Consider the following 20,271-nt stretch of genomic DNA (forward strand, 5'->3'; position numbering starts at 1 on the left):
AATGAAACCGCTATTACCTCTTACCGCCATACTCGCTTTATGTGGTTCATCTGCGGCATTTGCTGCCAATTTAAATATTCCTATGTCATTTGAATATATTGCGCTTGACGGCAAAGAGATTGAAACCAGTCTGTTTAACCACAAGTCTGAGCTTGAACTGGATAACGGCACTCACAAAATTGCCATTCGCTACAATGACCTAGTGGAAGATGATTTTAGTGACAGTGAAACCAACTATAAATCTTCACCTTTTGTTATTACTTTAAAGGTTGATGGTGATTATGAGTACCATATGAAGCCTGCAGATGGAGATTTTGTTAAGCACCCCAAAAAGTTTGCTAAATCGCCTCAAGTGGTTATCACTCGTAACGATAATGGCAACGTAAACTACCAAGTAAAGCAGACGAATATTACAGAAGAATCTTTTGTATCTCGCCTGTTTAGCGGCAATACCGCGACCGACATTGATGTCGAAGCGGCAGTTGCAACAGGTACTGGAGCAAGTGCTGCGACGGCATCTTCAACGCCAGTTGCACCAGTAAGTAAAGCTTCACCAGCTGTTGCAGCAACCGCAGTCACAGCGACAGCTGCTGCAGCAAATAGACCGGTCACTACAGCAGATGACGCAGCAAAAGCTGAACAGATGCTACAGTACTGGTGGTTACACGCAGATGAGAAAACACGTAAAGAGTTTATGAGTTGGGCTATCAAACAGCTTTAAGTTTTTAAAGCATGCTACCGCTCATCTATCACGCCAGCTATTCCAAGCTGGCGTTACCTTCGAAACACCGTTTCCCTGCAACTAAATATCTTTATCTATACCAATATCTATTACAGCAAGGCATTGCAAAGCAATCGCAATTTTTCGCTGCTGAACAGGTCACACCAAAAGCGTTAGCCGAGACCCACTGTGCAGACTATGTCAGCAGATTTATCAATGGGACACTTGATACCAAGTCAATACGGCGCATTGGATTTCCTTGGAGTGAATCACTGGTTGCAAGAACCTTACACTCTGTCGCTGGTACACAATTAGCCTGTTTAAAAGCGTTAGAATACGGTTGTGCCATCCATTTGAGTGGAGGTTATCATCACGCTCACCATCGGTTTGGCAGCGGCTTTTGTATTTTCAATGACTTAACCTATGCCGCTCAACAAGCTTTAAAACAACCAGGTATTGATAACGTCCTTATTTTTGATTGTGATGTGCATCAAGGGGACGGGACCGCAACGACCGCATCAGCTTTTGATAAAATCATTACCTGTTCTATTCATTGCCAACATAATTTCCCCGCACGTAAGCAGCAATCGAATTACGATATAGAGCTTCCTCGCGGTACTACTGATAAATACTACTTAGAAACCGTAAGCCAGACTCTTAGCTACCTTATTCGCCTACATCAACCTGACCTCATTATTTACGATGCCGGTGTCGATATTCATACCGATGACAACCTCGGCTACTTTAATATCAGCACTGAAGGTATTTTTGCCCGCGACAAGGTGGTAATACAGCAAGCATATTCAGCCAAAATACCCATTGCTTGTGTGATTGGAGGGGGATACAGTAATGAACAACACCAACTCAACATTCGACATAGCCAGCTGTTTTTAGCTGCTAATACCGTTTTTGGCAATGACCTTAATAAATAGATTCATAGATTTGATCATTAAAAATGACTCAGGGAGAGATATATGCAATTGGACATTAGAAATTACTATGAAGTTCTTTTACTTGAGATGCTTTCAGACGAAGGCTTGTTAGATGAACTACCTGCTGACTATCTTGCCGATCTAAGCTGCATTACATTGAATAAATTACCGACTCGATATATTCGACACTTGGTTGATACCTACTTTTTTGAAGATTATGCCGAATTAACCAAGATGAAGTTGGAAATTCATAAAGCGTTAGAAGAATCTAGAGCATTTTTAAAGACAAATCAGAAAAAAGAGGGCTAAACAACAAAGGGAAGCTTCAGTAGTAGAGAGGTTTCTCTTGCGCCAGACAACGGATATCAAAGTAACATGAGGCACTGATATTAGCGGGATTAAACGCGAACAATGTAATATTTGAGAATAAACTAAGAGTTTTTAACAAGAAACTAGAAGAGTTTGGAGGTTTCCCTAGAGCCACACCCCGGCACATGAGTCACTTGCTGCGGTTGCTCCCTTCCAGGCCTGGCCGAGTTCACAAGTTATCATTGCGGGGGGACGCGAGGTAAGCACCCATTAACTAGTTCAGAAATGACCCAAGTTGGGTTAAATCGTTAATGTCGCACTGAGTGTACCACTTATTTAAAACAATCACACAGCCTCTTTAACTGGCTTGGCTATGGCCGCCGCCCTCGAATTAACTCACAATGTTTAAGTATCAAAAGTCACTGCATTGTAAATGACGGCAAATTGATATGAGGGCAACGATATAAAATAGAGTTTTCATGTAGACTTTGTCAGTTCAACAGTGCACTTAGCAGTCTTAGATTGACATGAACATTTTCCAGACTTATTTAAAGCATCAGGGACTTTTGAATGGTCTACTGCTATTTTTGCAAGCTCAACTTTAAAGCCTTTGTTTTCCATGTCACGTGCATGATGGCGCAAATTTACTTTAGAAAAGAAAGGTAGGTGCAACTCCCCTTCCCTTGATTGAATAACAGCTAAAACAATACGGTGTTTCCTAGGGCTTGATGGTTCAAAATAAAAGCTTAGGTAAGTATCCTCTAAGTGCTCTCGAATCTGCGGAATAACTTCAGGACAGTTTAGTAACATATCTAACCCTGTTGTAGCTTGCGCGAACAAATGGCTCAGTACACTGCTACCACCGTAATGTTTCACATGAATGATCCGATCACACTGTGTTATCAGGTCACAAAACTCATAGTTTTGCTTGATGTCTTTCTGTCTCACCCAATGCTGATCCAGAATTGCTATTTCTTCGTTATCAGCTATACGACGCAGATAACAACATTCTCTTCTATCATGATAAGGTTTATCCTCAAAACCATCCCACCTTGGTAGTCTTTGAAAATATGACTCAACTTCGCTAGCAAATGAACTCTTTATGCTATACCAATGCCCATCATTCAAAATATAATTTTGCCCGTTATATTCTACTTCCCCATTCAACGCCTCGAAGAAACCTATGACATCAATTTGTTGGTCATTACCATTTAACAAGTAAATATTTTTAGTTTTCATTGCTCCTATAGTAATGGCTGTATTATTTTTGAATGGAGCTTCTGATAGAAATGCCTCTAAGCTTAACTGTGGGTGTTTACAAGGGGAACCATTTCGGATGGTTTTTGTTGAATATACAAAACCTGAAAAATCTTCATAATCAATAATTCTAGGAGGTGCTAGCCAGAACTCCAACGTATTACGTTCATTAAAACATTTTGCCAGTTTCAACTCTAACTCTTTAATAATTAGAGGGTCAGATTCTAGGCCTATAAACTCTGCCCAAGGGTATTGTTCTTTATAATCTTCACTAAAGTACGCAGTCACGAGTCGTTCTGCAACTTCAGGGAATTTGTCAAACTCAATCTCTGTATAAATAGAAACAGAATCATTACCTGATACCATTTCAAGTTCATCATCTGGACGGTTTATTATTGCTGTAATTGACTTGAGAATCTCATGATCAAATTCAAAATCAAAATCTTGAATTCCTGAATTTAAGGCAACCTGAGATCGAGTATTTCGAGTAACGCGTTCCAACGTAGATTTGTCAATTGATTTCAGTTGTTCAGGGTCACCCAGATTCATTGAGACCCGTAAACCGAACCCTCGCTCAATCGAATGCTTGTTTATCAAGCTTCGACCATAACCAAAGGTGAACATCACATAACGATTATCAACTTTTACAAAAAGCACACCTTTAACCGACTTTTGCCTAAACTTCTCTGGCTCAACCTCATACTCGGAAAACAAAGTAGCCCATTCAGCTTGTGCAGTACTGCTTGCCAGACAAAGAACTAAATTATCGTCCACATCACCAAACAGGTGAGTTGTAAATCTCTTTTCCTCATTTTGTAACTCTGAAATGGTTAAATTTTCTTTCCCTAGAAACGCAACGATATTCCTTTTCATTTTTACAATCCAATTCAAATGAAGTTATTTAGTGAGCATTTGTTTTTCGTACAATAGATATTATTTACTCACATATCACATAGTACTTGTATAAGAAAAGACCAGTCAAATTAGAGATATTGAAAGTACTCTCCTAAACATTTACTACACTTGGAGATCTTGTCAGAATCAGAGGTGTTTATGAATAAAACCAGTAACCCAAGAGACATTAGATTGCAAGAGCGACTATCCTTGCAATTAGGAACAGCAAGCCGTCCTGCGGATGTAAAATCCAGCGTTGGACAACAACTGAATGGTGATCCAGTAATTTTTGGTGCTAAACACATAATCAAGTCAGAAGATAAGGCATACCTGCTATATATTAGTTTTGATGCTTGGGAAGCTGAAGGGGTAAGCTCAGCAGTAATTAAAGCCATCGAGCTAATGAGAGGTAACCCAAATAAATGGGTCACCATCCCAGCAGACCTAAATCCATACTTTGGAGAACTACCTAATGAAACTCTCTGGTAAAAAGAGCCATTAACTAGATACTTCAGCGGCCATACTCTCAAGCAGCGTAGCAATTACACTCGCATGTTTTGACGGGAAAATGATACCGTCATCTATCGCACTTAAGTCATGACAGGATGTCGTTACCATCATATACCCCTGAGCAGCCACACGAATAACCTTCAAATCTGCTGAACAGTTTGCCTCAATAGATTGATTTGAATATTCATTAAAGACATATGCGCCAACACTGTCTCTTGGTATAACAACAATCTCGCCATCCCTGCCATTCTTATTCATCCCCCTGATTGTTCTGGCCAAGTTTTTCACATCGTTTAAATTCCGTACCTGCAAGCCATAAGCAGTCCCTAGCGGTGCATCTTTATCACTAGCCTCCCTGTCCTCCTCCGTATAATCAGAAACAACCAAGTTAACCCAGCCATTACTTGCTAGGCGAAGAACCATTCTCTTTGCAACTCTGCGCTCATTTTGAGCCATCGGCATCAAATGTTGCACGATGATATTTTCTCTTAAAGCCTCAGCTACAATTGTCACCTCTTCAGCCTTATTCTCATCTTTAATTTCCGACACGACGCCAGAGATACCTGAAGTTTGTGCCGGAGTTTGATTGTTATCGCTGCACGCTGGCATCGTTGAAGTAATGACCATTGCTATTAATAATTTTTTCATTGTGCTTCCTTTAAAACTGGCCAACTCGTTAAGGCCTAAACATCATGCCCCTCTGCAGAAAGGCATGATTTATTGTCTGAACTAATCTGTATGATTAAATCTCTGAGTTCTGCAAAAAGGTCAGAGCCTGAGAAACTAGCCACGCAATACTTGCAAATACGCTAGCAACACTTGCTGCTACTCCAGCTGCATGACTAATCGATGGTGAAACAACCGCTAAGATTTGCTCAATCCACTCCAGTAGTGACATCACTCCCCCTTAAGCTGCAAAATCGACCTGAGGTTCAAAGACAAACAACCCCTTGCCCCAAGCGAGAAGCTGCTTTGCTTTCTTAACTACGTAATTTTTTGCCTCTATCAACTTCGCCATTGCGATACAACCAAAGCTGTTCAAAGCCACCAGCAACAGGCTAGTCTTTTCAATGACGACCTCTCTCGCCATCATGAGTACTTCCTTCACTTTCTTTGCACCTTGGATGACTGCGCCAATTACGCCTTGTCCTTTTATCGCTGCCACTGAAGCTACGACTATCGAACCGCCTGTAGCGACATATGCCGTGCCTGCAACTGCAGCTGCTGCAACAATTACTTTCACCTGTTGTTTTTTCGTCGAGAAAAACTGAGTAACACTGCTAACTACCTTCTTAAAGGTGAGGACGATTTTCATACCGAATGACACTGATTCTTGATTTTTCATAGTTGGTTCCTGCTCAAAATGATTAATAAATAAGTTAACGCTTGTAGGGATTGATTTGACTGAGGCGCAAGTCTGATGAAGCAATTCGATAAATGCTTGTGGGTTAGTCTTCAGTAAATGCCTAAGCTGTTTTGCTGATTGCTTACTGTGCTGCTGCACAAAGTCGATGGTTTTCTTTAAGTGTGTTGGTTTCATGCTTTAACTCTTTAGCCACTGCAGCGATGGTCATCCGGCTGGCACCGGTAATTTGCTGTATGGCGGTATAGGTGTGTGAAGTTCTAAGTAGCTTGCCAATTGAATCCCAAAGTACTTGGTTTCGTTTTCGTCCTTGATAAGCATCAGGTCTTTCAGCTTGTGCTTTAGCGATACCCTCAAGGGTACGCTTACGCCTGAGGTCATAATCCTTCCTGGCTGTAGCAGCTAAGATATCGATCAGCATGCCATTCACAGCCCGAAGAACTGACTTAACAAACTCATCGCCTGTATCCACTTGCTTAAGAGCGATATGACTTGTTGGTAAATCAAGAGCCACAATTGAAATCCCCTTAGATTCAATCGTATTCTTGAGCGCTATCCAGTCATCGTTCTTGAGGCGACTAATACGGTCAACAGACTCAATTAAGATGATGTCACCTGCTGAGGCCTCAGCTAGCAAGCGTGATAACTCAGGTCGATTAAGTGAAGTACCTGTGAACTTCTCAAAGTAGAAAGATGCGACTTGTTGGTGATAACTTTTAGCAAACTCTGCAATTTCCTCTTTGGCACGCATGACGTCTTGGCCAACAGTACTGACGCGCAGGTATGCTCGGATAAATCCCATATGGGCCTCCATCGGTAAACTTAGGGTGGTGTTTCTGTACTGGTAAGGTTTGGGGTTACTGGCGGGTCTATACTGTACCGCTTTGCGAGGTACAGTTGTGGTATAGCCTTAATGGACTAGTGGTTTGACTATGGCAAGACCATGCTGCGGCTTGATGGCTCTTGCTATGTCGATGATGAAACGCTTGAGTTTTAAGTGGAACGGTATGCCCTGCTGCTCAATTAACATCAGAAGATAAGCGCGCTTACTCCCCTGAATGCTCCTATCACTGTAGATCCTCTGGTACTCACTGCAACGACTTTCAGCAGCGATGGACTCAACCACCAGCTTAGCTTGTTCAATATTGGCTGGCGAGATATCAGGCATCACCTTGAACACCACTTTCAACACTCGTTTTACTATTTTGTAGAGCCGTACAACTAGCTCAATCACGTGACCTCCTGAATTTCAGACAAAGAAAAAGCCCGCAGATGCGAGCTTATTTTTGGGCGTGCACTCCCACAATACTTATAACAAGGGATGCTTAAGGTGTTGAATTAATGATTGTTGGATTTCGGTTCATTAACTTTTGACACTAGCTTACCTTCCTTGTCCACAATAAACTTTCCTTCTGCATCTAGAGCCAAGCCTTCAATTTCCTTAAACTGCGCCCTCAACCCCATGCGCTTTTCCTTGTCTGTATTTAGCCCTGAGCCCCTAATAGTATTAAAAAGAGCCCGAATGCTTTCATAAGTCATCTTCTTATTTTCCCAAGCTATATTAGCGCCTTCAGAATAGGCCGCATACATAACCTCAGTAATTGTTAGGTTATTTTTTGCTCCAAAACCTTTTTTTATTTCAAGAATTTGATCACAGGTATTTATCTCGTGAGTTCTACGATGAGTCCCCTTCGCCAATACTGGTCCAAACTTATCAATATTAAGGGATACAACATTCCCATATCTGGCTCTATATACTTTCGTATGATTATAACCGCACACCATCTCTAGCATGATCATTCTGAGCTCAAACTCTTCTTTAAAGAAGTTATCATGCGGATTTGGATTAGAAGTCATGATTGACAAAAGTGGAGCATAAAGATGCTCATTATTCTTACTGTTAGAAATGCAGAGAACAAGGAATTCAGAAAGTTTTTCAGGTATTTTTTGCCCGTTTTCAACATAGCTAACACCAAAGTTTAATAGAGCTCTTGTAGCTTCTCTCGTCCTAATCTCCCTTAAAACTCTCTCATCCTTACTTTCACTTTTATCTTTATCACTCAAATACTTATTAAGCATACCAAGTGTTTCGTCCATCCACATTTCATCTTGCTTTTCCTGATTCAACTCTGACCTCTTTTATATCAAGTAGAAATACTAGGACGACCACATGACATGAGTCGTTCTTTTTTGCCTCAGTGAAATATTTTCTAATAGCGGCATACCGTATAGCAATAAGGCCATGCGGTAACACTAAAGGGAAATAACAATGGATACTACTCTCAACTCAACCACCTGCTCTGCAGAAAGCAGCCAACATCTTTCGATGTTATCCGACAAGAACTCTGCTGATGTTCTTCTCAATAAGGATCATGCTGAACTATACCTCAACCAGATATACCCTAACGCCAATATCAGTACCATCACGAAAGGTAGAATGATATGGGAAGCTCTAGTTAATGAGGAATACCTCGCAATTTTCCAGTCATGCACGGCAATGATGGCTATTAGCATCGATAACTCTGGCAGCATCAAGCTTGAGTACCCAACAGAGTTCTGGACTGTGGACGATTTCGGAATCCATTGCCCTCGCAGTTGTTTCTCTGACCTTCGCTCTGAGCTGTATAACATCATGGATTGGAGTAAAGACCCATATCAAGAGCAGAGAAGAAACGCCTGCTCACTTCTCTCTTGGTGGGCAGACGAAGCTTTTATCCGTGAAGCTGAGCAACTGAAGCTAACCCACGCGGCTTAACCCCCCCACATTTACTGGCATCAATAATACTACCTCACTCAACAACAAAGGCGGTCAATTGACCGCCTTCATGGAAGACAAATAATCAAGTTACTGACTACTTAACCAGCATCATTTCTTTTCCAGGCCGTAAAAGAGTAACGTGTACTCTTGAACCATTCTTGGTATAAATGTTACCTTTTGTAGAACAAACTAAACTGCACTAAACGGCTGAATATTCAAATACTCCTCCGATTTAAACTCAGGTGAATAGGTATAAACATCATAAAATGACTGAGCCTGTTTTCGGCCAACTTCGAGTAACGGTTTGATGCCACCAATATCTTTTGCCACTTCATTAAGATATGGCATTGTTTCACGCCATTTACTTGCTTTCGTTCTCTCTGCACCTGAAAGTGATTCACCATCAAGTTTTTCCCTTCCAGCAGGCTTACTAGCTAACTCAATTATCAGCTCAGGGTTATCTAAGTAAACGACTTTTTCACTAAGATCTTCACCTGTTAAATCTTTCATGCGCTCGAGAGCGTAATCAACAGAATCACTGTCAGGCAGAACCCAAGTTGCCTCTCGGCCCACTCGTAGTGAGCACCTAAACATATTTTGCATATGCACGTTATGTTCACGCCATCTTGTAATATCTGCCATACCCAGTCCCAGCGCTGTCAAGATAGCCAGTTCTTCAGGGCCAGGTTTTAAGCTATAACACATAATGACAGTTTCAAACTCTGTTAAATCATTACGACCGTGAGTCATAGGGTTATAATGAGCAACCTCATAACCCTTCTCTTCGAGGTATGCAACTGCGTCACCTGCTTCACGATTAGCATTATTAAGTAACCACAGCGCATTATCCATATTGACTTCGTTGGCAAGTTCTCTTGCAATCAAGTTACTCAAGTTCGGCCTAATATCTAGCTTATACTTAGATAGCTTGCCGCGAGTAATACCAATGATTTTCTTCACTTTACCCACGACATCATATCGAGTTGACAACTGCTCTAGGTCATAAGTTACACCCTGAGTATTAGCTAATACTTTAACGAACAAGCTGTTTTCGGCGTCATCACTAAGCAGTCTGACCTCTTCGAATGGCCTAAAGACATTGGCATCAAGTACGCGACATTTAGTCACCTTGTACTCCACGCACAGCGCTAAATCACTAAAGCTATTATCATCAGGCAACAACCAGAAACATACCGTAGAACCTGACTTATCGATGACATTAAGATCTGTCCATAGTGCTTTTGTGGCATAACTAGTTCTATTCCCCCTTTCAGCGACAAAGTTTTGACCTGTTTGATTAAGACCTTCGATTTTAATAATTGAACGTCCATGACTAACCGACTCAACATAGTTTAGATATCGTCGAACATTACTGATATCAGCCCCAGTCATCGAAACAGTTGATGCCTCATATGGAATAGGGGCTTCATCAATAATCAGCCTACCTTTAGCATCGGTAAAATCAATCATCTCAAGTGCTTTGTGCGTAATAAATATCACACAATGACCACCATCATACTCCTTCATGATTTCATTAAACTGGTTTCGGACTGTACCTTCGTTATCTGAATATACACGTCTAACATCGGGCATATCCAAGCCTTTATCTTCAGCAATAGCTTCCAACTCTTTAACCCGACTACCTTCCTGCTGACTCATGGCTGCTATGTTATGCACCGCGTATACTGTCAGCCCATTATCAAGCAACACACTTTCGCATTCTTGATACGACTTACCGGAGCCTGGATTACCTGAAACGACAGTGATATGCACTTGAGAGTCGCAAATTATGGGTGAGAGTTCTTGCTCAATATGAACTGCTAGCGCGTCTAATCCTTCATGTCGACGGTAGTCATCAACATCCTTATGAGGTTTACAGTAAATAGCCCTAAGCCCGCTCTCTTTGGCACTCTTTCGACCCGCATCATCATTATCTGCAAGTAAAATTAAGCTTGGATGGTCCTTAGCAAACTTAACTACATTCCCTGAACTTGAAGCAATAGCAACCGCTGAGCCAGTCGCCATATTCGCAGAAATAGCGTCAGCAAAACCTTCCACGATAAACTTAGGCTCACCTTCACCTATTACGGCATACGCCTCCTCCAACGCATCAGCATGCCGAGTAACATAACGTTTATCACTCCCATTCACTGGCTTAAAGGGCATGATTGCTTGATAGGCATTATCATTGATACGATAAAGTAACCACTCAGTCGTAAGTCCGTACAACTTAAATGTTGCTACACGGTAATCAATACGTACATCAGCGGGACAGATCCCCTTACGGGCTAGATATCGGTGTTCTATTTTACTGCCAGACTCATAAGCAGTCTGCACACTCTCGAACAGCTCAACCTTTTTCAGCGCATCGACTTCCCTACGTTCAACTGCCCCTGCTCGACGTTGAGCGATCTCCACCCTTCGAATATCCAACTCTTCAACTGAAGAGTAACTTGGGTGATATTCATCGAAGTAAAGCATTCGGCTTTCTGCACCTGACTTAATAATGGTTACGCGGTGTTCATCAAGTTTAATGACTCCTCGATTAAACTCACCTTTATCGCTAGTCAGCTTTAAGCCGTCATCAAGATCTTCTGGCTCTACGGCTTCAAGTGAAAGGTCGCAAAATGCGTTGTCCAAATCGGTGACAAACTTGTCGTTATCGAGTATCTCTTCTAGGTTCATTTATCATTTCCTTATGATATGCAGTAACTAAGTTACGTATTGCTTTAGGAAGACTCACTCCTTGAGCTTCCGCGATTTCAGTGAGTTCACGAAACTGCTTGCTAGACAAGCTTAATGCGATCTCTTTTCCATTATTCAACATGCCCCACCTCAACTAAATTACTCGCATGTACAAAACGGTAAACCGAATTGACATGGATATTAAAGTGACGAGCAATACTCGCTTTGCTATATCCCTCATGAGTAAGCCGAACAACTTCTGCTTTGACTTCATCAGAGATGACTTGACGTGCTTTCTCCAGCATAACTTTACCTCCAGGTATAGATCCTCTGACGCTTAACATTAATGACATTTGCCTTATCACGTTGATTCTTACTCACCATAGAACCCAAGTAAGGTGAATATTCATCAATGAGAAAGATTAAGTCATAAACAAGTTCATTCATGTCTGACAGTGAGGTTTCCAATTCGATATTACGTGCGTTAAGCAGGGCTGCTTCATGCATCATTAGTACTCCATGTAGTGTTGATACTTATAGTTTAAGCTGATGGGAAGGTAGCGAAGGGAGATTTGGTATTGTTTGACCAAAAATCAACTAATTTAGGTATATAGGAGTGAGCTGAGCCAGCAAGTAACCAACTATTTCATCTATGAAGACAGCTAGGTTTCTTAATAACTTCGATTGAAACCTAACTACAATAAACTATATAAACGTATCTATTACTTCTTATCGACCTAAACTTGAACATTGCCCAAAAGGTAACGTTTATTTTTCGGACCACTCTTAGTATAAACGTTACCATTTTTGACCTGACACTCACGTCTAACCAAGTTAACCGGCACCCGCAGCCGTTCGCTAATGACGCCGATATCAATGTCTGCTAACAACGCTTGATGAACCAACACCTTCTGCTCTTCACTTAGTCGGCTTCTTGGGTTATTAGCACCGGTAAAGTCATATTGAACAGATCCAAATTCCCGAGATAAGCTATTGACCTCACTTAGTTGTAAACTGTGAACATATAGCGGCTTACCGTCACTTAGAATATCAAGCAGATTAACGATTTGAAGCATGGCGACCTTAATCTTATTGCCCGATAGGTCCTCACACATGATGTTTAGGCGAGCAACCGCCTTTGCACCACCATCAAGAAAGGTCTGGTTGATATGCGCTAAGGTCAACGACCCGCTGCCACAGCAGATATCGGCAAAGTCCTCTAGACCAGAGCTCCCGCCCATCATATTTGCCATTAGCGTACTAAGTGCTGGTGGAGTTCTGAAGAACGACAAGTGGCCAGAACCACCGCACTCCTCTATTAAATGCCCAATGAAATCCTCTCCAGGACACGTTTCCCAGGCACTTCGAATAACATGTGACAACTGATGGGCAATCTTGCTTTGCGCCTCAGATAGAGGCTTTGAGGGATCGTATAGCCCTGTTTGACGGTACGCCCAGTCATCAATGAACTCTGAAAAGAACCGACCGTGACCGCTATAACGGTCGCCTTCTTGTACTAACTTAACTGCTTGCTGTAAATGTGACATTTCATTAACTCCAGATAGCAAAAAGGCTCCCGAAGGAGCCTTAATGGTGTGAATGTTGGTTTAGCTAAACAGTGCCCGCAGGCGTGATTCAATTAATGCTTCGGTGATGTACCAGGGCTTATCAGTCACATTGACCTCAATGCCTTCAGGTACAACTTGATAGTTAGCAACCCGCTTCCCTTTATAGTGAACTTGAGTACCGATTAAGCTCACATCAGGGTTACCGATTGCGGCGCGACTAATACGTCTTTCAGCATCGGCAGGGTTGGTTTGAATCATGATTTTCATGTCACTTCCTAAAGTAAGTCTGACAAGGGGGAATACTGCAGATATGACCACTCGATACACTCTGTCTTATCAAGCCAGAGCACACGCTGGCCGTCGATATAATCAGTGTCGTAATCCATGCCACCAGTGATGAACTCATCGATTGAGTCAGGGCTTATCCACACGAAGTTCTCGGCAAACCTTGCTAATTGCCGCAAGTCATAACGTCCCTTGCTATCTATACGCAGGTTCTCGGCATAGCCTTCGAGCTCAACATATCGGTGCCGGATAGCAGGTGATTGATAACTTAAGCTTGATGTAGGTGTTAGCGCGTTAGACCGCGTATTGGTTGGGGTGATGATTTTACTTTGAGATTCTTTAGATACTGCACCGTCAATGGTTTTGAAGAGACTCCATATCTCCCTCAGCCATGACCACAATTTTCTGAATAGATTTCGAAACATAGATTTTCCTTTGCGATGAGGTTTACTCTATGTTTCTTATAACAATTCAGAAGTGAACAATTGAATTTTGCCATAATACAGGTTAACGGACTAATGATTTACATGATCATATCCACTTTAGCAATTTGTTCCTCATAGTCTGCTGATTTAAAAACCCTAAAGTCATGTTCTTGTTCCATTCGATAAGTAGGGCTTACATCTTTCAACACAAATCTGCGTTGCAAAATCTTGAATGAATCTTGACTAATCGCTGGAAGCTGTACATTACTGTATTCAAAGGAGTCTTCAATCTCACTCAGCTGAGGAGGTCTTAATAAGTAAGGTTGAAGATTATCTTTAAGCTCTTTTAGATCAGAATACAACTCATACCATGCAATATCTCGCATATCACCCTGTTCACAAGGTACTGCGAGCAAACTCATTGTCTTTGACTCAAAATAAGAGTTCAATATTTTTTCATCAACAACAGGAACCCCATCAAACTTATAACCAATGAATATGCGAGCGCTATTTACAATGCACTGGGCAAAATTGTATTGCTTTGTTGAATCATATTTCCACCCTAATCGCTTAAACACCGACTCGATGTTGGCTTGTAAGAACTTCGTTTTTCTATTTACTTGAATACCTGCATACTGAAGAGTATCTGCGGTACGCTGCTTCATAACTTCCGAATCTACTGTGAGTGTAGCTTTAAACTCTCCTACGATTATTAAATCATCAACTCGAGCCAATAGGTCAAACTCTTCCTCACCCGCCTGCAATTTGATGCGCTTACCGACAGCCTGATCATAATCATCTATAAACTCGTTCTGAACTAATTGTTCATTTAGCAGATCAACAACTGTCTGCTCGTATTTATATCCCTTTTGAGTCAAATCAATTCCTAGCTCTACACACCACTTTTCAATCAGCCTTGTCATTACAGGTGAAGCTAAAGCACTAACCGATATCGCATAATGGCTATTAGATTTTTTGATTAATGGCTGACACCACAAATCAGACGTCTTATCTGCTTTGAACGTCATAAACTCCAGAATATTTGAGACTTTTTCAGCAGCGAGACCTGTAGCTTTCATCAGTGCAAATTTTAATGATAATGCTTGTACTGTCGGACAAAACTGTAAAAGCTTATTGAGGCTCCATACACTGTCATCCTCAGGAAACCTCTCCATAAGGTCACCTGACATTAACATTAGGCATCTCATTACTGACAAGGCATCTCTAATTGCAAAACCCTTTCCATGTTCTTTGATTAACCACTCTTCTGGGTAATATTTGAGCATATCTGTAGTTGTGATCTGCCAGTGAGCATTACGTGATAAAGTCACCTCGTCAGCACCTTTTACATGAGCAACTTCAGCAAGCTTTCTTTTTCCTTGTTTTCTGATAACAACATATTTATCGCCTGAAAAAATCGCTTGAATTGTAGGGTCTGTTGCAATATGCCCTTTTTGAGCACTAAGCCTTTCTCGACGAATTGCGCTATTTTCGAATGAGAATTCAAACTCAGACGCAGGCTGCTTAACACAATAAACTTTTTGCTCTTTATCGACTTGAATAAGGTCGTAGTCAGACCAAAACAAGCACTGCCACACATGTGAATATAAGACGTATAACTGAGATAAATCGATTTCATAACGGATAAAGCTCATTAAATCATCTGGAGCCGCCGACTTTTTAATAGGTTGATTATCATCTATTCGCTTCTGACACATACGAATTGCAGGCTGTAGCCCATCAACACACCCATGGGAGATTTCTTGAAGTGTTAATGAGTTCCCTATGTAGTTGGCATTTATCTTAATCCCAAAAGCACTAGCTCTAGTTTCTGCTAAAGCATTTTTCATAGCGACTGCGAGCTCTCTATTTGACATTGCCACATAAGCTAATATCAACTTTTCATTAGTAGTCTTGGGAGCTCTTAAATAAGCATCATCCAACAATGTTCGAATTTCTGAAAGCAAACTATCGATAACGCACCCAGAGGCAAAAATTTTACCATCACGCTTCGAAGCTGTACCTTTAACTTTTTCCCATTCCTCAATCCAACTGTCTAATTTGAAGTCAAATCGTGTTGGTGGTTTAATCTTGTTCTTGATTATTTTTTCAACAAAAACATTTTCAACTTCATCACTCATTGGATCAACTCCTTAGTATTTATGAGACATATATTATCAGCACGCTAGCACTATTTAAATCAGATGGTTACGAAAATACTTGCTGAGACATGATATATACATTTTTGGCCTTTTATTGATATAAGCCAGAGAATTAAACTCATTTGATGGTAAGGTTTATCGATCATTTATGGGGGGGCTATGACGGGCTTATATACAAACAGCAATTCGAAGCAAGATTTCATCAGACATGGCATCATAACTAGCATAGAAGATGGTATGGACGTTTTTATAGCCTCTGCGTTTTTCACTGAGTCTAGTGTCATTGATGAGCTGGTACAGAAAGGTTGTCACATAAGGATTGTTATCCGCCTTGGATTCCCCACGTTACCTGCAGCTCTTGAAAAATTACTTAAACACAACAAAGTTGAAGCGAGATACTTCACTAGCAACTCGTTTCATCCAAAATTTTATATTTTCGGAGACAAAAAAGTCTTAATTGGCTCTGCAAACCTTACCTGTTCAGCTCTTCTATCCAATCAAGAAGTTATGGTTAGCCTCAATTCAAGCGACTCTAGATTTGATGAACTGAAATCACTTTTTGCTGACTACTGGGAAGAAGCATCCGTACTAACCAAAGAAGCTATCAATAACTACCGCAGCATTTATAACAAGTTCGGGAAACTAGATTCATTGATCAAACAACTAGACGATAGTGTTATCGATAAATTGGGTGATAAGAACTTTTCAAATATCAGTCGTGGGAAGAAAAAAGTTAATCGAGAATCAATCTTCCAAGACACTTACTATAAGTCTTATCAAGAGTCCGTTTATGCTTTCCGTTGCATCGAGGAAACCTACATCACGTTTGAACGAAAGATTAGTGAAAACAGCATACCATTAAGGCTTGAAATCGATTCATTCTTTAGCTTTGTTCGAGATAGGCATGCTTCAACAGATATTTGGAAAAGACAGGCAGTCGGTTGGACCAACAGTCAAAAAGCAAACCTTAAAGTCCTTATTGACGAGTGGCTGACTATTCACTGGAAACACTTTGAAGACACAATTGTACCCATCAATTATCCGCTCATTACTCAAGTCTTTGGCTCAGTGCAATCAATCAAATCTGCGCCAATGCATGACATAGTAGAAGCGTTATGTGTACTCCACTCTTTCCACGACAGATTCAGATTCTACAAAGGCGGTCTAGAGACACTAAAGACAACTTTCATTGATACCAACAACGAGCAGAAAGTTAAAAAAACTCTTTGTTATTTACTGTACGGGAAAGACGATATAGTCAAGCGCATGTCTAATTGTATTCACGACTCCGAGTACGAGCTAAACGAATTTGGTCCTGCAAATGTTCAGGAGCTGGTTGGATGGATAAACAAAGAGAACCTCCCAGTAATTAATGGACGAACCACTAAAGTGCTTAGATACTTTGGATTTGAAGTGAAGCAGCTTGGTGGCTAGATGAACTATTTTATATTTATTAGATAGTTATATAACTTTTACTGGAACACTATGTATATGAACTGTACAATGCTCGGTTCATATGTCTAAATGTTGGGATATAAAATGGATGAATTTTTGAAAATCTTTGCCACCCCACCTTTTGTAGCTATCGCTTGGGTCTGTACAGTCGCCAGCTGCATCTATGCCTTTGTCCAAAAAAGCAATGTGACCAAGGTTACACAGAAATTCAATAATCTAAACATCACGCATAACGACCTAAAGGTTCAAAACAACACTCTTCAACAAAAATTCGAATCGCTGGAAGTTTCATACAGTACGCTGCAAGTTCAAAACACCTCTCTAGAACAGCAAATCGTAGAAATCGAAAAGAACGATATTCACGATAACTATCAAGAAGTGCATCAAAACGGCCAAAACAACTTTAACCAAGGTGTAATTAAAGGCGACTTTATTTACAACAAATAAGAGTCCTAGGCTTGTCTATGTGTGAAACAAGATTTGACATTCAAAATATCGAAGGCGACTTCTACAACATAGAAGGTCCAGAAAACAATGTTGACTCAATTATCAACGTTATCATTGGTGATATTGCATCAGCTAACGTGAAAATTGACCGCAGTGATCGGTCTTTTCCAGCGAATGTTGCTACAAAGATCGACCATAATATGCTTAAAACTAAGCGTCGTATAGTCTTGCAATACAAATCATACTCTTCTCATATCGAGAGTGCCTACACCCTTGCTGAACAGAACATTATCAATGGGAAACAGACAGCAATGGAGTTGCTGAATGAAATGTACTGCAATTCGTTAGAAAAGTATGACATCGATTCTTTTGAACCAGACATAGCGCAAGTACGACAACACGCTGACGACATCATAAGCGATATAATCAAGCAGCTAAGGAAGTTCGTTTATAGCTCAGCCAATGTAACTCAATACAAAGAACAAGTGGAAATTGGTCTAAACGTTGTTGTTGCACATGGCTTCGTAGAATGCTGTGTTTTGGAGAATCCTAACAATGCTACCAACTAATGGCTCTCACCCAGAGATGAACGTGCTCTACATTGGTGGCTTTATTTTGAAAATGCTTCATGAGCGCAAAAGAAAGCGTATGACTACCACTCAACTAATGAAAGTTGGAACTAAAGAGCTTTCTGTTTCCGTAGACCACATAATTTTAGCGCTGGATTGGCTGTATATCATTTCTGCTATTGGCTACGATAGTAAAGAGGTTTTTATCAATGAAGCTACTTAGATTTCTCTTAGAGATCGACGGTGAAGAAACACGAGAGATACCGTTTTTCGACAACTTAAACATCATTACAAGTAAGAAAAGATCTGATGCACTAGGTAACAGCGTTGGTAAGTCAACTTTAGGAAGAATCCTAGACTACTTGTTCGACGGCTCAATCAACCCAATTTACATTGATGATGAATTTCAAACACCAAAGCAAGAGATTGAGCAACTTTTCACTAGCAGTGAAGTATATGTGTCGCTTGAATATCTTGGCTTAGACAATCAATACAGTGTTATCAAACGCAGGCTTTCGACTGATACAGACTTACAAAGCTACATTTTGAATGGGCAGGAAGTGACAAGTAAAAAGTACACAGCCCATATCATGGGCAGTGTTTTCAACGTTTACTCTACTAAGCCAACTATTCGAAAACTTGCTCCAAAATTCTTTAGAACAACACAGCACCGCATGACAAAAACTGTTAACTTTGATAACGGGAGGAGCATTTCTAAATCCGATGTCAATACTGTTTTTCTGTATCTGTTCAACTTTGATGACACTGAAATACTCAGCAAAGTCCATAAGTTAAAGACCACTATCAAAGGTTATGAAAGAAACCTAAAAGCATTCAATAGTGTGATAACTAAAGACAAGATTGTTAGCTCTATATCCAAAATAAAACGAGAAATAGCTAAGTTAGAAAAGTCTCTACTATCGTCTGAAAAAGGTATTGATAAGCTAGAGTTCGTGTCTAGAATCAACGCTGTTGATGACGAACAAAACTTATTGTCTGATGAAATTCTATCGTTAGATTTAAAGATAAAAAACATCTTCAAAACCAATGAAATACTACAGAATAGCGAACAACATCATTTGCTAGATGAATTACGAGCAGTCTATGAATACGCATCAGTTAAGATAGAGTCTACTCTAGAGGATTATCAACAAGCACTTGCGTTCCATGACCATCTACTAAGTACCAAGCGTGAATTTGTTTCACATGGTCTAGATAAACTGCAAGAGAAACATGAAAAGGCAACAATCAAGTTTGGTCAGCTAAAGCACCAGAAACTGAGTCTCTTCGACGAATTGAAGTCGAAAAAGAAAATAGAAGAGATTTCTGAAACAATGAAAGAAATCGGCCACTTGGACAAAGAGTTGGCCAAGCTAACGGCCATTATTGATAAAAAAGAAGACATCGATTCAAATCTGATACTTGAAAAACAAAGCTTAACAGAGCTATCAAGTGAATTAGAAACTGAACTTGGTAACGTAACCTCTTTTGAAAAAAAGTATATCCACAACTTCAAAAACTACACTAGTGATTTTTATGGTGTTGAGTACAACTTTAGCCTCCATCTAAATCAAGAAAAAGGTGAATGTGCACCACATGTGGACGATGTAGAATCAAACAACGAAGGTGGATTAAAGCGACTTGAAGTTGTCACTTTTGATCTGGCATACATCAAGACAGTTTGTGATTTGCAAGCGATGAGACCTAACTTTGTCTTACACGATTCTATTGATGAAATCGACATTCAGCACATTCGTAAAATGTTTGACGAATCAATTAAGCTTTCAGGACAACAGATTGTCTCCATGCTGTCCGATAAGCTAACTCAAGAAGATTATCAAAAGTATAAACGCTACATCATTTTGGAACTCTCACAAGACAATAAGTTCTTCAATCTATGATCTAACAGGCTACCAAATCAGTTAGTAATT

Annotated in this window: 25 protein-coding genes and 1 other RNA gene; 10 read left to right on the forward strand and 16 right to left on the reverse strand. The window is 40.5% G+C overall.

What is annotated here, in order from left to right; all coding sequences use genetic code 11:
• The first annotated feature begins 1 nt into the window (after window position 1).
• Genes SWP_RS14395 through SWP_RS14405 form a run of 3 tightly spaced genes read left to right on the forward strand, consistent with a single transcriptional unit; the run spans window position 2 to window position 1,962 of the window.
• Window positions 2-721, forward strand: coding sequence for a DUF2057 domain-containing protein (locus tag SWP_RS14395; RefSeq protein ID WP_020913274.1), 720 nt, complete (start codon window positions 2-4; stop codon window positions 719-721).
• Between the two features lie 11 nt (window positions 722-732).
• Window positions 733-1,653 (forward strand): histone deacetylase family protein, encoded by a 921-nt coding sequence (locus SWP_RS14400; protein WP_020913275.1) that lies wholly within the window; start codon window positions 733-735, stop codon window positions 1,651-1,653.
• Window positions 1,654-1,695: 42 nt separating this feature from the next.
• Window positions 1,696-1,962: a late competence development ComFB family protein gene (locus tag SWP_RS14405; RefSeq protein WP_020913276.1), complete on the forward strand. Its 267-nt coding sequence runs from the start codon at window positions 1,696-1,698 to the stop codon at window positions 1,960-1,962.
• Between the two features lie 162 nt (window positions 1,963-2,124).
• Here SWP_RS14405 and ffs read toward each other — a convergent pair.
• Window positions 2,125-2,221, reverse strand: an RNA gene (gene ffs / locus SWP_RS23265) — signal recognition particle sRNA small type.
• A 218-nt stretch (window positions 2,222-2,439) separates the two neighbouring features.
• The gene (locus tag SWP_RS14410; protein ID WP_044555954.1) at window positions 2,440-4,092 is read right to left on the reverse strand and encodes a TIGR04141 family sporadically distributed protein; all 1,653 of its coding nucleotides are present in this window, start codon (window positions 4,090-4,092) and stop codon (window positions 2,440-2,442) included.
• A 180-nt stretch (window positions 4,093-4,272) separates the two neighbouring features.
• On the opposite strand from SWP_RS14410, the gene SWP_RS14415 reads away from it, so the two are divergent.
• On the forward strand, window positions 4,273-4,602 hold the full coding sequence (locus SWP_RS14415) for a hypothetical protein (protein ID WP_044555955.1): 330 nt from the start codon (window positions 4,273-4,275) through the stop codon (window positions 4,600-4,602).
• Between the two features lie 9 nt (window positions 4,603-4,611).
• On the opposite strand, the gene SWP_RS14420 is transcribed toward SWP_RS14415, so the two are convergent.
• The 6 genes from SWP_RS14420 to SWP_RS14440 all read right to left on the reverse strand — a co-directional run bounded on the left by SWP_RS14420 (window position 4,612) and on the right by SWP_RS14440 (window position 8,113).
• Window positions 4,612-5,271, reverse strand: coding sequence for a hypothetical protein (locus SWP_RS14420; protein WP_020913279.1), 660 nt, complete (start codon window positions 5,269-5,271; stop codon window positions 4,612-4,614).
• A 94-nt stretch (window positions 5,272-5,365) separates the two neighbouring features.
• On the reverse strand, window positions 5,366-5,521 hold the full coding sequence (locus SWP_RS24210; RefSeq protein ID WP_020913280.1) for a hypothetical protein: 156 nt from the start codon (window positions 5,519-5,521) through the stop codon (window positions 5,366-5,368).
• A gap of 9 nt (window positions 5,522-5,530) precedes the next feature.
• Window positions 5,531-6,163 carry a hypothetical protein gene (locus tag SWP_RS14425; protein WP_020913281.1) on the reverse strand — a complete coding sequence of 211 codons (633 nt, stop codon included), beginning with the start codon at window positions 6,161-6,163 and terminating at the stop codon, window positions 5,531-5,533.
• Window positions 6,111-6,788 carry a recombinase family protein gene (locus SWP_RS14430; RefSeq protein ID WP_020913282.1) on the reverse strand — a complete coding sequence of 226 codons (678 nt, stop codon included), beginning with the start codon at window positions 6,786-6,788 and terminating at the stop codon, window positions 6,111-6,113. Before SWP_RS14430 ends, SWP_RS14425 begins: the two co-directional genes overlap by 53 nt.
• 108 nt (window positions 6,789-6,896) lie before the next feature.
• On the reverse strand, window positions 6,897-7,220 hold the full coding sequence (locus SWP_RS14435; protein ID WP_020913283.1) for a hypothetical protein: 324 nt from the start codon (window positions 7,218-7,220) through the stop codon (window positions 6,897-6,899).
• Window positions 7,221-7,324: 104 nt separating this feature from the next.
• On the reverse strand, window positions 7,325-8,113 hold the full coding sequence (locus SWP_RS14440; protein ID WP_044555956.1) for a hypothetical protein: 789 nt from the start codon (window positions 8,111-8,113) through the stop codon (window positions 7,325-7,327).
• A 142-nt stretch (window positions 8,114-8,255) separates the two neighbouring features.
• On the opposite strand from SWP_RS14440, the gene SWP_RS14445 reads away from it, so the two are divergent.
• Window positions 8,256-8,741: a hypothetical protein gene (locus SWP_RS14445; protein ID WP_020913285.1), complete on the forward strand. Its 486-nt coding sequence runs from the start codon at window positions 8,256-8,258 to the stop codon at window positions 8,739-8,741.
• Between the two features lie 192 nt (window positions 8,742-8,933).
• Here the strand turns inward: SWP_RS14445 and SWP_RS14450 are convergent, their stop codons facing one another.
• From SWP_RS14450 to SWP_RS24220, 8 genes are all read right to left on the reverse strand, one after another.
• On the reverse strand, window positions 8,934-11,429 hold the full coding sequence (locus SWP_RS14450; protein ID WP_020913286.1) for a toprim domain-containing protein: 2,496 nt from the start codon (window positions 11,427-11,429) through the stop codon (window positions 8,934-8,936).
• Window positions 11,404-11,571, reverse strand: a complete 168-nt coding sequence (locus SWP_RS24215) for a hypothetical protein (RefSeq protein WP_187148503.1) — start codon at window positions 11,569-11,571, stop codon at window positions 11,404-11,406. Before SWP_RS24215 ends, SWP_RS14450 begins: the two co-directional genes overlap by 26 nt.
• Window positions 11,561-11,734 carry a helix-turn-helix domain-containing protein gene (locus SWP_RS23550; protein ID WP_187148504.1) on the reverse strand — a complete coding sequence of 58 codons (174 nt, stop codon included), beginning with the start codon at window positions 11,732-11,734 and terminating at the stop codon, window positions 11,561-11,563. The genes SWP_RS24215 and SWP_RS23550 overlap by 11 nt, the downstream gene beginning before the upstream one ends.
• Before the next feature lie 4 nt (window positions 11,735-11,738).
• Window positions 11,739-11,939, reverse strand: coding sequence for a hypothetical protein (locus tag SWP_RS23955; protein WP_044555957.1), 201 nt, complete (start codon window positions 11,937-11,939; stop codon window positions 11,739-11,741).
• A gap of 227 nt (window positions 11,940-12,166) precedes the next feature.
• Window positions 12,167-12,976, reverse strand: a complete 810-nt coding sequence (locus tag SWP_RS14460) for a DNA methyltransferase family protein (protein ID WP_020913288.1) — start codon at window positions 12,974-12,976, stop codon at window positions 12,167-12,169.
• A 60-nt stretch (window positions 12,977-13,036) separates the two neighbouring features.
• A complete protein-coding gene (locus tag SWP_RS14465; RefSeq protein WP_020913289.1) occupies window positions 13,037-13,264 on the reverse strand; it encodes a hypothetical protein in 228 nt (75 codons plus the stop codon).
• 8 nt (window positions 13,265-13,272) lie between these two features.
• On the reverse strand, window positions 13,273-13,707 hold the full coding sequence (locus tag SWP_RS14470) for a hypothetical protein (RefSeq protein WP_020913290.1): 435 nt from the start codon (window positions 13,705-13,707) through the stop codon (window positions 13,273-13,275).
• A 98-nt stretch (window positions 13,708-13,805) separates the two neighbouring features.
• A complete protein-coding gene (locus SWP_RS24220) occupies window positions 13,806-15,848 on the reverse strand; it encodes a hypothetical protein (protein ID WP_020913291.1) in 2,043 nt (680 codons plus the stop codon).
• A 180-nt stretch (window positions 15,849-16,028) separates the two neighbouring features.
• On the opposite strand from SWP_RS24220, the gene SWP_RS14480 reads away from it, so the two are divergent.
• The 5 genes from SWP_RS14480 to SWP_RS14500 all read left to right on the forward strand — a co-directional run bounded on the left by SWP_RS14480 (window position 16,029) and on the right by SWP_RS14500 (window position 20,241).
• The gene (locus SWP_RS14480) at window positions 16,029-17,303 is read left to right on the forward strand and encodes a phospholipase D-like domain-containing protein (RefSeq protein WP_044555958.1); all 1,275 of its coding nucleotides are present in this window, start codon (window positions 16,029-16,031) and stop codon (window positions 17,301-17,303) included.
• A 105-nt stretch (window positions 17,304-17,408) separates the two neighbouring features.
• A complete protein-coding gene (locus tag SWP_RS14485; protein ID WP_020913293.1) occupies window positions 17,409-17,771 on the forward strand; it encodes a hypothetical protein in 363 nt (120 codons plus the stop codon).
• Between the two features lie 17 nt (window positions 17,772-17,788).
• Entirely contained in the window at window positions 17,789-18,340 is a 552-nt protein-coding gene (locus SWP_RS14490) for an ABC-three component system protein (RefSeq protein ID WP_020913294.1), read from the forward strand.
• Window positions 18,327-18,563 carry an ABC-three component system middle component 6 gene (locus tag SWP_RS14495; protein WP_044555959.1) on the forward strand — a complete coding sequence of 79 codons (237 nt, stop codon included), beginning with the start codon at window positions 18,327-18,329 and terminating at the stop codon, window positions 18,561-18,563. The genes SWP_RS14490 and SWP_RS14495 overlap by 14 nt, the downstream gene beginning before the upstream one ends.
• A complete protein-coding gene (locus SWP_RS14500) occupies window positions 18,550-20,241 on the forward strand; it encodes a hypothetical protein (RefSeq protein WP_020913295.1) in 1,692 nt (563 codons plus the stop codon). The genes SWP_RS14495 and SWP_RS14500 overlap by 14 nt, the downstream gene beginning before the upstream one ends.
• The last annotated feature ends 30 nt before the right edge of the window (window positions 20,242-20,271 follow it).

Origin of the sequence: Shewanella piezotolerans WP3 (assembly GCF_000014885.1) — a bacterium.
Lineage (GTDB): Bacteria > Pseudomonadota > Gammaproteobacteria > Enterobacterales > Shewanellaceae > Shewanella > Shewanella piezotolerans.

Coding starts and splice junctions, on each gene's coding strand:
- SWP_RS14500 (WP_020913295.1), top strand. CDS start 18,550: ATGAAGCTACTTAGATTTCTCTTAGAGATCGACGGTGAAGAAACACGA.
- SWP_RS14430 (WP_020913282.1), bottom strand. CDS start 6,788: ATGGGATTTATCCGAGCATACCTGCGCGTCAGTACTGTTGGCCAAGAC.
- SWP_RS23955 (WP_044555957.1), bottom strand. CDS start 11,939: ATGATGCATGAAGCAGCCCTGCTTAACGCACGTAATATCGAATTGGAA.
- SWP_RS14445 (WP_020913285.1), top strand. CDS start 8,256: ATGGATACTACTCTCAACTCAACCACCTGCTCTGCAGAAAGCAGCCAA.
- SWP_RS24210 (WP_020913280.1), bottom strand. CDS start 5,521: ATGTCACTACTGGAGTGGATTGAGCAAATCTTAGCGGTTGTTTCACCA.
- SWP_RS14410 (WP_044555954.1), bottom strand. CDS start 4,092: ATGAAAAGGAATATCGTTGCGTTTCTAGGGAAAGAAAATTTAACCATT.
- SWP_RS14460 (WP_020913288.1), bottom strand. CDS start 12,976: ATGTCACATTTACAGCAAGCAGTTAAGTTAGTACAAGAAGGCGACCGT.
- SWP_RS14405 (WP_020913276.1), top strand. CDS start 1,696: ATGCAATTGGACATTAGAAATTACTATGAAGTTCTTTTACTTGAGATG.
- SWP_RS14395 (WP_020913274.1), top strand. CDS start 2: ATGAAACCGCTATTACCTCTTACCGCCATACTCGCTTTATGTGGTTCA.
- SWP_RS14495 (WP_044555959.1), top strand. CDS start 18,327: ATGCTACCAACTAATGGCTCTCACCCAGAGATGAACGTGCTCTACATT.
- SWP_RS23550 (WP_187148504.1), bottom strand. CDS start 11,734: ATGCTGGAGAAAGCACGTCAAGTCATCTCTGATGAAGTCAAAGCAGAA.
- SWP_RS14425 (WP_020913281.1), bottom strand. CDS start 6,163: ATGAAACCAACACACTTAAAGAAAACCATCGACTTTGTGCAGCAGCAC.
- SWP_RS24220 (WP_020913291.1), bottom strand. CDS start 15,848: ATGAGTGATGAAGTTGAAAATGTTTTTGTTGAAAAAATAATCAAGAAC.
- SWP_RS14490 (WP_020913294.1), top strand. CDS start 17,789: ATGTGTGAAACAAGATTTGACATTCAAAATATCGAAGGCGACTTCTAC.
- SWP_RS14480 (WP_044555958.1), top strand. CDS start 16,029: ATGACGGGCTTATATACAAACAGCAATTCGAAGCAAGATTTCATCAGA.
- SWP_RS14485 (WP_020913293.1), top strand. CDS start 17,409: ATGGATGAATTTTTGAAAATCTTTGCCACCCCACCTTTTGTAGCTATC.
- SWP_RS14470 (WP_020913290.1), bottom strand. CDS start 13,707: ATGTTTCGAAATCTATTCAGAAAATTGTGGTCATGGCTGAGGGAGATA.
- SWP_RS14400 (WP_020913275.1), top strand. CDS start 733: ATGCTACCGCTCATCTATCACGCCAGCTATTCCAAGCTGGCGTTACCT.
- SWP_RS14415 (WP_044555955.1), top strand. CDS start 4,273: ATGAATAAAACCAGTAACCCAAGAGACATTAGATTGCAAGAGCGACTA.
- SWP_RS24215 (WP_187148503.1), bottom strand. CDS start 11,571: ATGTTGAATAATGGAAAAGAGATCGCATTAAGCTTGTCTAGCAAGCAG.
- SWP_RS14450 (WP_020913286.1), bottom strand. CDS start 11,429: ATGAACCTAGAAGAGATACTCGATAACGACAAGTTTGTCACCGATTTG.
- SWP_RS14420 (WP_020913279.1), bottom strand. CDS start 5,271: ATGAAAAAATTATTAATAGCAATGGTCATTACTTCAACGATGCCAGCG.
- SWP_RS14465 (WP_020913289.1), bottom strand. CDS start 13,264: ATGAAAATCATGATTCAAACCAACCCTGCCGATGCTGAAAGACGTATT.